The following is a 13,621-nucleotide window of genomic DNA, read 5'->3' on the forward strand; positions in this document are numbered from 1 at the left end:
TTGTGTCCATTATCTGCTCAGCTTGTTTAATCACCATTTATTTACTTTACAGTAAAGTAAATAAATAGATCAAACAAATCCATTCAATCAGGAGATGGATTTGCTTTTGTCAGAATGGAGTGGCAATCGCGACTAAAACTTAAGCAGAACAAATCCTACAGCCGCAGCCCATATCAACATGGGTACCGAATAGAGATGGAAGCGCCACCAGATGCGTCGATCATTCGCCATCCGCAGGGCAATCAGATTCGCCAGCGAACCCGGCAACAGGCCGAATCCACCCACGTTAACCGCCCAGGCCAACAGCACGCCAGGAGGGACATAGTTCAGCAGTAAGATAGTGCTGGGAACATTACTGATCGCTTGCGACAGGCCAATTGCCGTCAGCCACAGTCCGGGTTCAGACAACGTACCAACATGACTTAGCACCCCCTGCAACGCCGGCAGTTGGGTTAGCAAATGGACATCAATAAACATGGACATAAACACCAGCAGCAGCGTCCAGTCAACACTCAACAGCACGCGGCGTGCCAGCAACAGGAAACCGAGGGCCACAATCGCCAGCCCAACCAATTCCTGCTTAAGCTCCAGCGCCGTCAGAAAAACGATGTACAGTCCCAGACAGCCCCACACCAGCCGGGGTAGCCACTCTGGCTGACTTGTCCCGGTATGGTATTGCAGCGGTTTATTGGGGAAGCAAAACCAGCAGAGCACCAGCAGCGTCAACATCATCGCAACGGCCAGCGGTGCCATCTGACCGATAAACGCAACAAAGGAGAGACCAGAACGCCCCCACATCAGGATATTTTGCGGATTCCCGATGGGTGTAAGTAAGGAACCCGCATTCACCGCCAGCGCTTCAAAAATAATGAGACGGTTGACCGGTATTGCGCACAACTTTTTCAGGGTAATGGTCAGAGGGACGACGATAAATAATGCGACATCGTTCGTCAGGAACGTCGAAAGCAGCGCCGCCGCCAGCACCATGAACATCGACAGACGGCGCTCCGTCGCAAGACGCCGGGTCATTTTACGGCCCAGGACATCAAAGTAACCGCTCAGCTCGACGCCTTTGGTCAACATCATCAGACCACTGAGGGTAATAATGGTGTGCCAGTCAATTGCGCCGGGCCAGGTCTGTGGCGTGAACGGAACCCACACACTCAATCCAACACCCACCACTATCAGTAAATGGAAAAAACGGTCGCGTTTCAGCGCCCGTAAAAAAGGCAGGCTCATTCAATAGAGTTTCCGTGCTGTTGCGTAAAATGACGGAAGGCTTCCAGCGTTTCCTGGCTTACGTGGTGCTCCATCCCTTCCGCATCACGTCGGGCTATCTCCGGGCTTACGCCCAGTACCAGCAGGAAGTTTTCCACAATCTGATGGCGTTCACGACTTTCCTGCGCCAGCTTCTCCCCTTCCGGGGTTAAAAAAACGCCGCGCCAGGGGATCATTTCTATCAGTCCCACCGAGGCCAGACGCTTAAGCATCTTGGCTACCGTCGGTTGGGACACCCCGAGACGGGCCGCCATATCCACCTGACGCGCTTCGCCGACTTCAATAATCAGGTCAGAAATCAACTCAACATAGTCGTCGATCAGTTCGCGGCGATGAGCCTCTCGCACCTGACGAAACCCTTCAACGTGTTCCTCAACGTTCACTAACTGCGTCACTTTTTTTGTTGTTGGCATACCTGCGCGACGACTCATTCTGCTTCCTCATTCCTGTGACGCATTAACAGCATCTAATTGGAGAGCGCTCATTGTAAACCAGAGTTGCCCGGGCACAAAAAATTAACGTTTTAGCAATAGCTATATAATATAGCCTGTGCTATATCTGTATGTAATGCAGTCATCCCTCATGGACAGAGGGACCAGAAAGTCAGGAGGTCAATATGAACGAATTCAAGAGGTGTATGCGCGTGTTTAGTCACTCTCCCTTTAAAGTCCGGTTAATGCTGCTCTCGATGCTGTGCGATATGATCAACAGCAAACCAGAGCAGGATAAACCCTCAGAAAAATAATGCGGCGTCGCGGTACGCCGCTTCATCGGGTTGTCATATTCAGCCGTTACACTCCTGTTCATGTCAAAATAGCCCCTCTTTTTGTCGGATTTGCTAACCCCTTCGCAAAACAATTTCTTTCTGCCAGTTGACCTTCACATTCACACGCTCTATCTTCTTGCAGCCCTGCCTAACTTGCGGCTCGCAGATGCGGACCTCTTCCCCTCTTCACGCACTCTCAGCAGGTAATGACCCTTGGCGCCAGGGTAAGCACATGGCGTTTTTGCGATAGTGGTATATGAATTTAACCCTTAAAGACTCGCTTCTTGCCCGCAGCCGGGCCCTTAGCCCGTGGACTGGCTTTTATGTTTTGCAGTCCCTGCTGATAAACCTGGCGCTGGGCTATCCGCTTAGTCTGCTGTATACCGTTGCCTTTACCTGCATATTACAGTTGCTCTGGCGGAGTGCGCCGAAAGCGCAAAAGGTTCTGATCGGCGTTTGCTCGCTTGTCGCAGCCTTCTACTTTCCTTTCGGTCAGGCTTATGGGTCGCCAAATTTTAATACGCTGCTGGCGCTGCACTCGACCAACATGGAAGAGTCCACTGAGATCCTGACGATTTTCCCCTGGTACAATTACCTGATGGGCGTGTTTATCTTTGCCCTTGGCGTGATTGCCGTGCGTCGCAAACCCAGCGAAGAGAAAAAGCGCTGGAATAAATATGACACCCTGTGCCTGCTGTTCAGCGTCGTCGCTTTTTTTGTCACCCCCGTGCAGAACCTGGCCTGGGGCGGCGTGTTTAAATTGAAGGATACCGGCTATCCGGTGTTCCGTTTCGCCAAAGACGTCATCGTCAATAACAAGGAAGTGATTGACGAGCAGGAACGCATGGCGAAGTTCGCCAGCATGAAAGACACCTGGACCGTCACCGCCGTGAAGCCGAAGTATCACACCTACGTGGTGGTGATCGGTGAAAGCGCGCGCCGTGATGCGCTGGGGGCGTTTGGCGGTCACTGGGATAACACCCCGTTTGCCAGCAGCGTCAACGGCTATCTGTTCGCCGATTACGTCGCGGCCAGCGGGTCAACGCAAAAATCACTCGGACTGACCCTTAACCGGGTTGTCGACGATAAGCCACAGTATCAGGATAACTTTGTCACGCTGGCAAACCGCGCCGGTTTCCAGACCTGGTGGTTCTCGAATCAGGGACAAATCGGCGAATATGACACCGCCATCGCCAGTATCGCGAAGCGGGCTGATGAAGTGCATTTTCTGAAAAGCGGCGACTTCGAAGCTGACAAAAACACCCAGGACGACGCGCTGTTAAAAATGACCGCGCAGGTGCTGGAAACCGAACGTACCCAGCCGCAGCTGATTGTACTGCATCTGATGGGTTCTCATCCGCAGGCTTGTGACCGCACCAAAGGGAAGTACGACACGTTCGTACAGTCGAAAGAGACCTCCTGCTATCTCTACACCATGACCCAGACCGACGACCTGCTGCGAAAACTGTACGATCAGCTTCGCAACAGCGGCGGCAGTTTCTCGTTGGTGTACTTCTCCGATCACGGTCTCGCCTTTAAAGAGCGTGGGAAGGAAGTGCAGTATCTGGCGCATGACGACCAGTTCCAGCAAAACTTCCAGGTCCCGTTTATGGTGCTCTCCAGCGATGATAAAGCGCACAAGGTCGTCAAAGCGCGGCGCTCCGCCAACGATTTCCTCGGTTTCTTCTCACAGTGGACAGGGATCAGCGCAAAAGAGATTAAGACGAAGTATCGTTTTATCTCCGAACAGAAGGCCGGACCGGTGTATATCACCAACTTCAAGTTGCAGAAGGTGGATTACACTCACCTGGGAACCGACATTTTTAGCACCACATCGCGCTAAACCGTCGTGAAAAACAGCCAAAAAAAATCCGCCCCTTGAGGCGGATTTTTTATATCACCGAAGTGATTAGAAGCGGTAACCAACGCCTGCGATCCAGGTGCCAACGTCAACGCTACGAATACGGCTCTGCTCGTAAGAGAAGTCCAGCGCAACGTTTTCGATCGGGTTGAACTGCAGACCTGCGCCATAAGAGAAACCATAGTCGCTGGTATCATCTTTATGGGTCGGGTAGTTGGTGTCCTGGAATTTACCGTAACCGACACCCACAACACCGTAGATGCTTGCCCAGTCGTTCAGACGGTAAGCCGGACCCGCAGTGATGCCGTAGTACTGAGTTTTGTTGTAATCGCCTGCACCGTTAGTACGATCTTTTTCGGTGTAAGTGAAGGAACCGATTACGCCCAGCGGGTTGTTGTCCTGCTCATAGCGATACTTCAGGTTGAAACCGTTCATTTTGTTCGCCGCGCCCTGAGCATCGCTCTGAGCATAACCACCGGTAACGGTAGAAGTCGCAGCGACAGCAGAACCTGCGGAGATAGCCAGAACAGCGGCCAGTGCTGAAAGACATGCAATTTTTTTCATAACCACCTCAAATGTGCTTCAAATAAGTCCTAAGTGTTAAATATATCAAAAATTGATGAGAAACTCTTTGCGATTAGTGATGTCTAACGGGCCATTTCGTGTAACAGAACGTTTCAACGAGCCGCTATCTCTTTCAATTAACATCACTTTTCTGGATTTTCGTCCCATTATTACGCGCATAATAAAGAACATTCATCCAGATTATTCCTAATTCGCCAGCGTATTAATCCATCAACCTGCCGCTATTTTACGGTTTTCCGGGAATTTTTTTTCAACGAAGACTCAACCGCAGGAGGTTATTTCCATTACACTGCCTCTTTTACTTTTCTATACACAAGTCAGGCAAGTTGCTGGATGCCGTGTATCTACAGTCATTGTCGGGAGAAAGGATGCCAGGGTCGTCACGTAAAACGCCAGTTTGGTTGCCCATTTTAGTACTGCTTATCGCCATGTCCTCGATCCAGAGCGGCGCATCGCTGGCAAAATCACTGTTCCCGCTGGTTGGCGCGCCCGGCGTGACCGCCCTTCGTCTGGCCCTGGGCACATTGATCCTTATTGTCTTCTTCAAACCCTGGCGTCTACGTTTCGCCAAAGAGCAGCGCCTGCCGCTGCTTTTTTACGGCCTGTCGCTGGGGGGAATGAACTACCTCTTCTATTTGTCGATTCAGACGGTTCCGCTGGGGATCGCGGTCGCTCTGGAATTTACCGGGCCGCTGGCGGTCGCCCTGTTCTCGTCTCGACGCCCCGTTGATTTTATCTGGGTAGTGCTGGCCGTTCTCGGGCTCTGGTTCCTGCTGCCGCTGGGGCAGGACGTTTCGCATGTCGATTTGTTCGGTGCCGCCATGGCGCTGGGTGCGGGTGCCTGTTGGGCTATCTATATTCTTAGCGGTCAACGCGCCGGTGCTGAGCACGGCCCAGCCACCGTCGCGGTAGGCTCGCTGATTGCCGCTCTGGTTTTCGTTCCACTTGGGGTGGCACAGGCCGGAGAAGCGCTCTGGCACTGGTCGGTGATTCCGCTGGGTCTGGCGGTTGCGGTGCTGTCGACAGCGCTCCCCTACTCGCTGGAAATGATTGCCTTAACCCGTCTGCCTACGCGCACCTTTGGTACGTTGATGAGTATGGAACCGGCGCTGGCCGCGGTGGCGGGCATCCTGTTTCTGGGCGAAACGCTGACGCCAGTCCAACTGCTGGCGCTCGGCGCGATTATTGCCGCCTCAATGGGCTCGACGCTGACCATTCGGCGGGAGAGCAACATAAAAGAAGTTGATGTAAATTAATTTTACATTTCTGCATGGTTTGCATAACCATGCAGAATATCTTCCCGCTGTTTTCCTGATATTTTCCTGATATTTCTCCACGGTTCATCGGCTTCGCCTCGCCTATTTATTCTCATTCCGATGTCACAGTGAGAATATTGATATCTCAATCTTTTACGTACGCAACCATATGAATAGTAATGCAATTAAATGCAGATGTTGTTAAGTGCTATTAAAGCGATAGGCAGAGCCAGAAAAGCAGGAACGATAACCGGTGCTATACTGAATCCCGTAAATTACTGGGACATAACATCAAGAGGATATGAAATTATGAGTACCGCTAAATTGGTAAAAACAAAAGCGTCCAATCTGCTTTATACCCGTAACGATGTCTCCGACAGCGATAAGAAAGCAACAGTTGAGTTGCTGAATCGTCAGGTGATCCAGTTTATCGACCTGTCGCTGATCACTAAGCAGGCCCACTGGAACATGCGCGGTGCGAATTTTATTGCCGTTCATGAGATGCTGGATGGCTTCCGTACGGCACTGACCGATCATCTCGACACCATGGCAGAGCGTGCCGTGCAGCTGGGTGGCGTTGCCCTGGGCACCACGCAGGTTATCAATAGCAAAACGCCGCTGAAAAGCTATCCGCTGGACATCCATACCGTCCAGGATCACCTGAAAGAACTGGCAGACCGTTATGCTGTAGTGGCAAATGATGTCCGTAAAGCCATCAGTGAAGCGAAAGACGAAGATACCGCAGATATCTTTACCGCCGCTTCCCGCGATCTCGATAAATTCCTGTGGTTCATCGAATCCAACATCGAATAATCGCATCATAAGTATTCCCTCTATAACCCTCGCCACGGCGGGGGTTTTGCACTTTTATGGTGCACAACATCGCTTTTCCCCCGCTGTAAAGTAAAATATTTGTAATAATCACCTCACACAATCGTTAACGAAAGATTGTTTTATCAACGATCTTTGCGCTAAATAGGCAAACCATTCGCACACCCTTTGTGGTGCACTAAATCAGTGCCCCACTATGGTGCAAAAAGCGAGTTTTGCTCCGCTAACTGTGCAAAAGAGTGCGATACCCTCTTGTGAAAACAAGGGGTTGCAAAATTGGCACGATTCTTTCATTACACTTATCGTTCTCGCAGGGGATCGCCCCGTGGATAAAAAAGGAAATGCTATGAAGTCTGTATTAAAAGTTTCACTGGCAGCACTTACCCTGGCTTTTGCGGTGTCCTCTCATGCCGCGGATAAGAAACTGGTTGTCGCGACCGACACCGCGTTCGTCCCGTTTGAATTCAAACAGGGCGACAAATACGTTGGCTTTGATGTGGACCTGTGGGCCGCCGTAGCAAAAGAACTGAAGCTGGATTATGAACTGAAACCGATGGATTTCAGCGGCATTATCCCGGCACTGCAAACGAAGAACGTTGACCTGGCGCTGGCGGGCATCACCATTACTGACGAGCGCAAAAAAGCGATCGATTTCTCTGATGGTTACTACAAAAGCGGCCTGTTAGTGATGGTGAAAACCAACAACAACGACGTGAAAAGCGTAAAAGATTTGGACGGTAAAGTCGTCGCAGTGAAGAGCGGCACCGGCTCCGTTGATTACGCGAAAGCCAACATCAAAACGAAAGATCTGCGTCAGTTCCCGAACATCGATAACGCGTACATGGAACTGGGCACCAACCGCGCAGATGCTGTTCTGCACGATACGCCAAACATCCTGTACTTCATCAAAACCGCGGGTAACGGCCAGTTCAAAGCGGTTGGCGAATCACTGGAAGCACAGCAGTACGGTATCGCATTCCCGAAAGGCAGCGACGAACTGCGCGAGAAAGTGAACGGCGCGCTGAAAACGCTGCGTGACAACGGTACCTATAACGAAATTTACAAAAAATGGTTCGGTTCTGAACCTAAATAATAAGACGTTTTGCCTTCAGATGTTGCCCGGGGGCGCTAAGCGTACCGGGCATTTGATTTTTTTCACCACGGTAACAGGAACAACATATGCAGTTTGACTGGAGTGCCATCTGGCCCGCCATTCCGATCCTGCTTCAGGGTGCCAAAATGACCCTGTGGATCTCCATCCTTGGTCTGGCTGGCGGGATCATCATCGGCTTGCTGGCGGGATTAGCCCGTACCTATGGTGGTTGGATAGCCAATCACGTTTCTCTTGTCTTCATTGAGATCATCCGTGGCACGCCGATCGTCGTCCAGGTGATGTACATCTATTTTGCCCTACCGATGGCCTTCCCGGACTTGCGTATCGACACCTTCAGCGCCGCTGTTATCACTATCATGATTAACTCCGGCGCCTATATCGCCGAAATCACCCGTGGTTCAGTTCTGTCGATCCATAAAGGGTTTAGCGAAGCCGGTCTGGCATTGGGGCTTTCCCGTCGCGAAACCATTCTCCACGTGATCATGCCGCTTGCGCTGCGCCGTATGCTGCCGTCGCTCGGTAACCAGTTAATCATCAGTATCAAAGATACGTCGCTGTTTATCGTGATCGGCGCAGCCGAACTGACCCGTAGCGGTCAGGAGATTATTGCCGGTAACTTCCGCGCCCTGGAGATCTGGACCGCGGTGGGGGTTATCTATCTCATTATCACGCAGGTCCTGAACATCGTGCTTCGTAGTCTGGAAAGAAGGATGAAAATCCTGTGATTGAATTTAAAAACGTCTCAAAGCATTTTGGTCCAACCCAGGTGCTGCATAACATCGATCTGAACATTAAGCAGGGCGAAGTGGTGGTGATTATCGGACCATCAGGCTCCGGTAAATCCACGCTGTTGCGCTGTATTAATAAACTCGAAGAAATCACCTCCGGCGATCTGTTCGTCGATGGGCTGAAGGTTAACGATCCGAAGGTGGACGAGCGCCTGATTCGTCAGGAAGCCGGAATGGTGTTCCAGCAGTTCTATCTTTTCCCTCACCTGACCGCGCTGGAAAACGTCATGTTCGGTCCACAACGCGTGCGGGGGACGAAGAAAGACGCGGCCGAAAAGCAGGCGAAAGAGTTGCTGGCGAAAGTGGGTCTGGCCGAGCGCGCTCACCACTACCCTTCTGAACTTTCCGGCGGTCAACAGCAGCGTGTGGCCATCGCCCGCGCCCTGGCGGTAAAACCGAAGATGATGCTGTTTGATGAGCCTACCTCTGCGCTCGATCCAGAACTGCGTCACGAAGTATTGAAAGTAATGCAGGATCTGGCGGAAGAAGGGATGACGATGGTCATCGTCACGCACGAAATCGGCTTCGCCGAAAAAGTCGCCTCACGTCTGATCTTCATCGACAAAGGCCGTATTGCCGAAGACGGCCATCCGCAAACCCTGATTGAAAACCCGCCCAGCCAGCGCTTGCAGGAGTTTTTGCAACACGTTTCCTGACGGTCCACCTCCCTTCCGCCTGGAAGGGAGGTTTTTCTACGACTCTTCCCATTTCGAATCGCCGCTCCTCCAGCAACTATACTTATCTTTTTGTTCTGTTTTCTCACTGGAGGAGTCATGCGGTGGATCCTGTTCATCCTCTTTTGCCTGCTGGGCACACCCGCCCAGGCGGTGACCATCCCCGGCGTCACGACCGGTACAGACGCTGACGCACAAACCACTCCTGCGCCAGAACCTGACGTCGAGCAAAAGAAAGCCGCTTACGGGGCGCTGGCCGATGTACTGGAAAATGACACCTCGCGCAAGGAGCTGATTGACCAGTTGCGCAGCGTTGCGGCCACGCCGCCGCCGGACCCGGTGCCCAAAATCACGCCGCCGGTGGTGGTTGAAGAAAAAACCGTACTGGAGAACGTCACCGAACTCAGCCGCCATTACGGCGAAGCGCTGTCTGACCGCTTCGCCCAACTCTATCGCAACATCACCGATGCGCCTCACAAACCGTTTAACAGCCAGACCTTTAATAATGCCCTTAGCCACTTTCTGATGCTGGCCGCGGCGGTGTTCGGCTTCTACTGGTTGATTCGTCTGTGTGCGCTACCGTTGTATCGCAAAATGGGTAACTGGGCGCGACAAAAGAACCGTGAGCGCAGCAACTGGCTCCAGCTACCGGCAATGATCGTTGGCGCCTTTATTATCGATCTGCTGCTACTGGCGTTGACCCTGTTTGTCGGTCAGTTATTGAGTGACAGACTGAACGCAGGCAGCCGCACCATCGCGTTTCAGCAAGGGCTGTTTCTGAACGCCTTTGCGCTGATCGAATTTTTCAAAGCCATTCTGCGGCTGATTTTTTGTCCAAACGTGGCGCAACTACGACCCTTTAATATTCAGGATGCCAGCGCCCGTTACTGGAACCGGCGATTAAGTTCACTCAGCAGCCTGATTGGCTATGGACTGATCGTTGCGGTTCCCATTATTTCTAATCAGGTGAACGTGCAGGTTGGCGCAATGGCCAACGTGGTCATCATGCTGTGTATCACGCTGTGGGCGCTGTATCTGATCTTTCGCAACAAGAAAGAGATTACCCAGCACCTGTTGAATCTGGCAGAACGATCGCTGGCCTTCTTCAGTCTGTTTATCCGCGCCTTTGCGCTGGTCTGGCACTGGCTGGCGAGCGCCTATTTCATCGTCTTGTTTTTCTTCTCGCTGTTCGACCCTGGCAACAGCCTGAAGTTTATGATGGGGGCGACGGTGCGCAGTCTGATGATCATCGGCATTGCGGCCTTCGTTTCCGGGATGTTCACCCGCTGGATCGCCAAAACGATTACTCTCTCCCCGCATACGCAGCGCAATTATCCTGAACTGCAAAAACGGCTTAACGGCTGGCTCTCTACCGCGTTGAACGTGGCGCGGATCCTGACGGTATGCGTTGCCATCATGCTGCTGTTAAACGCATGGGGGCTGTTTGATTTCTGGAACTGGCTGCACAACGGCGCCGGAGAGAAGACGGTCGATATTCTGATCCGTATTGTGCTGATCCTGTTTTTCTCAGCGGTGGGCTGGACGCTGCTTGCCAGCCTGATCGAAAACCGGCTGGCCTCCGATATTCATGGTCGTCCTCTGCCCAGCGCACGTACCCGCACGCTGTTAACGCTGTTTCGCAACGCGCTGGCGGTGATCATCAGCACGATCACCATCATGATTGTGCTCTCGGAAATTGGCGTTAACATCGCCCCACTGTTGGCCGGGGCCGGGGCGCTGGGGCTGGCGATTTCATTTGGTTCGCAAACGCTGGTGAAAGATATTATTACCGGGGTCTTTATTCAGTTCGAGAATGGCATGAACACCGGGGATCTGGTGACTATCGGACCGTTGACCGGGACAGTAGAACGGATGTCGATTCGTTCCGTTGGCGTGCGCCAGGACACCGGGGCGTACCATATTATCCCGTGGTCATCGATCACCACCTTCGCCAACTTTGTCCGCGGCATTGGGTCGGTGGTCGCCAATTACGATGTGGATCGCCATGAAGATGCCGATAAAGCCAATCAGGCGCTGAAAGAAGCAGTCGCTGCGGTGATGGAAACCGAAGAGGTTCGTGGGCTGATCATTGGCGAGCCGTCATTTGCCGGGATTGTCGGATTAACCAACACGGCATTTACGCTGAGGGTATCGTTCACCACGCTGCCGCTGAAACAGTGGACGGTCCGCTTCGCGCTGGACAGCCAGGTGAAAAAACATTTCGACCTCGCTGGCGTTCGCCCGCCGGTGCAAACTTATCAGGTACTGCCCGCCACGCCAACGACACCGACAACGCCGACCGCACCGGCGCCGCTGCCACCCGGCGAGCCGACCCTCTAGCGTTTACGCGTGCTAAAACGGCGGCGCTGGTCGTCATCCATAAAGGTCCAGGCGATAAAGCGACTCTGCTTTTGTCCCTGGGCCATCTCTTTTTTCACCACCCTGACCGCCCCCACGTCTGTCAGCGCACGATAAAGTGGCGGCAGGTTTTCACCGCGAGACACCAGCGTAGTAAACCACATGACCTGACGGCCAAAGGCCTGGCTTTCAGCAATCATCGTTTTGATGAATGCCACTTCGCCACCTTCACACCACAATTCCTGCTGCTGACCGCCGAAGTTCAACGCATCGTCTTTGCTCTGTCCGAGGTTGCGGCGTTTGCGCTCGCTCCCTGCCCGGGCAGACGCGGCAGAGTCATGAAACGGCGGGTTGCACAGCGTTGCATCATATTGCTCATTCTTATGAATGATGCCGTTAAAGATAGCCGCAGGGGTTTTCTGCCGACGCAGGCGAATCGAACGCGTCAGTCCCGGATTGGCACTGATAATCGCCTGCGCGCTGGCGAATGCCTGCTCATGCGTCTCGCTGCCCGTAAAGCGCCAGCCATACTCATGCACGCCAATCAGCGGATAGATACAGTTCGCGCCGACACCGACATCCAGGATAGTGGCCTGGGTTGGCACACTTCCCGACGTCTCAGCAAGAAGATCGGCCAGGTGGTGGATGTAATCTGCACGCCCTGGCACGGGCGGACACAGAAACCCTTCAGGAATATCCCAGTTTGCCACCCCATAGAAATGCGCCAGCAGCGCCTTGTTCAACGCTTTTACCGCCAGTGGATTGGCAAAATCAACGCTTTGCTCGCCTGCGGGAGTCAGGACGAGATACTGCGCCAGCTCAGGCGTGCCTTTGCAGAGCGAGGCAAGATCGTAGCGGCTGTGATGACGGTTACGCGGGTGTAGGCCCGGTTTCTGGGGGGACATAGCATTCTCCTTTTAACAGCGGCGTAAGATACCCGCATAACGCAACGCGGTAAACCAGGTTGATGAGAAACAACCGCTTCGCTGCGGCGTATCAGAACGAAAAATGGGGCGAAGCAGCATAAATCACCCGAAAATCAGTGATATGCATGTCATTGATTTGTCAACATACGTCAATATTTATCGTTCAAATTTTAAGCAGATCATCATCGATTTTTTACGCCATTTCCGCCGCACTGACGACCTAAACTTATCAGGCACTACACGTTGTTTCACTGAGGAGAGCATCATGAAAAAATGCCTCGCATTACTCGTCGCTACCACGCTTGCCGGTGTGGCATTCGCGGCATCAGCAGTACAGCCTCTCAATAGCCCCGATACTGGTCAGCTACGCGCGTCAGGTACCGTCTCTGCGACTGGCGCAACCAACCTGAGTGACCTGGAGGATAAACTGGCGGAAAAAGCGCAAGAACAAGGCGCGAAAGGCTTTGTGGTTAATTCCGCAGGCGGTAACAACCAAATGTACGGTACAGCTACCATTTACAAGTAATCTTCCCCACGACCTGCCCGATAGCGACTTCGCTTATCGGGCAATACCTCCCTTGACTGAGCAATTTTTGACCCCATCTCGGTTATAATAATCCCTGTCATAAAGCGTGAGGAGAATATCGCTATGGCCTCCGGTTGGGCAAATGATGACGCCGTGAACGAACAGATCAACAGTACAATTGAAGATGCTGTCGCCCGTGCAAGAGGTGAAATTCCGCGCGGTGATAGCCTGTATGAATGTGAAGAATGTGGCGACCCCATACCCGAAGCGCGTCGACAGGCGGTGCCCGGTGTAAGACTGTGCCTCAACTGCCAACAGGAGAAAGATTCAAAAAATGCATCTTACACGGGATATAATCGCAGAGGTTCAAAAGACAGCCAGTTACGCTGACCTATTTTTACAGAGATATAAAGAACATGCCGTTTCGCTTACGCTCACGTTAAATCGCATTCTGCGTAGCAAAACGTGCCGTTCACCGCTCAACTGTAAAGCGAACGTCGAAGAACCGTAAATTCATCTCGCGAATTAATTAATAATCAATAAGTTATTTGTCATTCAAATTATTTGATGGATGTTGTCAATTCTCTTCGATTTTATCTCTCAAGCAAAAGCGTGATACTTATCACATCGACGAAACATCGTCTTCCTTAAAGAATAA

14 protein-coding genes are annotated in these 13,621 nt (G+C 52.3%); 10 read left to right on the top strand and 4 right to left on the bottom strand.

What is annotated here, in order from left to right:
- Window positions 1–132 precede the first annotated feature (132 nt).
- Together QQZ17_RS22045 and mntR are read right to left on the bottom strand one after the other, a co-directional pair.
- Window positions 133–1,239, bottom strand: a complete 1,107-nt coding sequence (locus QQZ17_RS22045; RefSeq protein ID WP_152405341.1) for an anion transporter — start codon at window positions 1,237–1,239, stop codon at window positions 133–135.
- On the bottom strand, window positions 1,236–1,709 hold the full coding sequence (gene mntR / locus QQZ17_RS22050) for a manganese-binding transcriptional regulator MntR (protein ID WP_152405342.1): 474 nt from the start codon (window positions 1,707–1,709) through the stop codon (window positions 1,236–1,238). The genes QQZ17_RS22045 and mntR overlap by 4 nt, the downstream gene beginning before the upstream one ends.
- A 185-nt stretch (window positions 1,710–1,894) precedes the next feature.
- Here mntR and mntS point away from each other — a divergent pair, with 185 nt between their 5' ends.
- Both mntS and QQZ17_RS22060 read left to right on the top strand, forming a co-directional pair.
- On the top strand, window positions 1,895–2,023 hold the full coding sequence (gene mntS / locus QQZ17_RS22055; protein WP_061076948.1) for a manganase accumulation protein MntS: 129 nt from the start codon (window positions 1,895–1,897) through the stop codon (window positions 2,021–2,023).
- A gap of 277 nt (window positions 2,024–2,300) precedes the next feature.
- Window positions 2,301–3,887: a phosphoethanolamine transferase gene (locus tag QQZ17_RS22060; protein ID WP_152405343.1), complete on the top strand. Its 1,587-nt coding sequence runs from the start codon at window positions 2,301–2,303 to the stop codon at window positions 3,885–3,887.
- Window positions 3,888–3,953: 66 nt separating this feature from the next.
- On the opposite strand, the gene ompX is transcribed toward QQZ17_RS22060, so the two are convergent.
- On the bottom strand, window positions 3,954–4,469 hold the full coding sequence (gene ompX, locus QQZ17_RS22065) for an outer membrane protein OmpX (protein WP_152405344.1): 516 nt from the start codon (window positions 4,467–4,469) through the stop codon (window positions 3,954–3,956).
- A gap of 389 nt (window positions 4,470–4,858) precedes the next feature.
- Here ompX and rhtA point away from each other — a divergent pair, with 389 nt between their 5' ends.
- The 6 genes from rhtA to ybiO all read left to right on the top strand — a co-directional run bounded on the left by rhtA (window position 4,859) and on the right by ybiO (window position 11,493).
- Window positions 4,859–5,746, top strand: coding sequence for a threonine/homoserine exporter RhtA (gene rhtA / locus QQZ17_RS22070; protein ID WP_152405345.1), 888 nt, complete (start codon window positions 4,859–4,861; stop codon window positions 5,744–5,746).
- A 309-nt stretch (window positions 5,747–6,055) separates the two neighbouring features.
- A complete protein-coding gene (gene dps / locus QQZ17_RS22075) occupies window positions 6,056–6,559 on the top strand; it encodes a DNA starvation/stationary phase protection protein Dps (RefSeq protein WP_042320427.1) in 504 nt (167 codons plus the stop codon).
- A gap of 364 nt (window positions 6,560–6,923) precedes the next feature.
- Complete coding sequence (gene glnH, locus QQZ17_RS22080; protein WP_152405346.1) at window positions 6,924–7,670, top strand: glutamine ABC transporter substrate-binding protein GlnH; 747 nt, start codon at window positions 6,924–6,926, stop codon at window positions 7,668–7,670.
- A gap of 86 nt (window positions 7,671–7,756) precedes the next feature.
- A complete protein-coding gene (gene glnP / locus QQZ17_RS22085) occupies window positions 7,757–8,416 on the top strand; it encodes a glutamine ABC transporter permease GlnP (protein ID WP_046477722.1) in 660 nt (219 codons plus the stop codon).
- Window positions 8,413–9,135, top strand: a complete 723-nt coding sequence (gene glnQ, locus QQZ17_RS22090) for a glutamine ABC transporter ATP-binding protein GlnQ (RefSeq protein WP_152405347.1) — start codon at window positions 8,413–8,415, stop codon at window positions 9,133–9,135. The genes glnP and glnQ overlap by 4 nt, the downstream gene beginning before the upstream one ends.
- Before the next feature lie 117 nt (window positions 9,136–9,252).
- Window positions 9,253–11,493, top strand: a complete 2,241-nt coding sequence (gene ybiO / locus QQZ17_RS22095) for a mechanosensitive channel protein (protein WP_152405348.1) — start codon at window positions 9,253–9,255, stop codon at window positions 11,491–11,493.
- Here ybiO and rlmF read toward each other — a convergent pair.
- Entirely contained in the window at window positions 11,490–12,416 is a 927-nt protein-coding gene (gene rlmF / locus QQZ17_RS22100; protein WP_152405349.1) for a 23S rRNA (adenine(1618)-N(6))-methyltransferase RlmF, read from the bottom strand. The genes ybiO and rlmF overlap by 4 nt on opposite strands.
- A gap of 286 nt (window positions 12,417–12,702) precedes the next feature.
- Here rlmF and mcbA point away from each other — a divergent pair, with 286 nt between their 5' ends.
- Together mcbA and QQZ17_RS22110 are read left to right on the top strand one after the other, a co-directional pair.
- Window positions 12,703–12,963, top strand: a complete 261-nt coding sequence (gene mcbA / locus QQZ17_RS22105; RefSeq protein WP_152405350.1) for a DUF1471 family periplasmic protein McbA — start codon at window positions 12,703–12,705, stop codon at window positions 12,961–12,963.
- A 123-nt stretch (window positions 12,964–13,086) separates the two neighbouring features.
- Complete coding sequence (locus QQZ17_RS22110) at window positions 13,087–13,353, top strand: DksA/TraR family C4-type zinc finger protein (protein WP_152405351.1); 267 nt, start codon at window positions 13,087–13,089, stop codon at window positions 13,351–13,353.
- Window positions 13,354–13,621: the final 268 nt, after the last annotated feature.

The organism is Citrobacter sp. T1.2D-1 (genome assembly GCF_950098555.1).
GTDB classification, from domain to species: domain Bacteria; phylum Pseudomonadota; class Gammaproteobacteria; order Enterobacterales; family Enterobacteriaceae; genus Citrobacter_A; species Citrobacter_A telavivensis.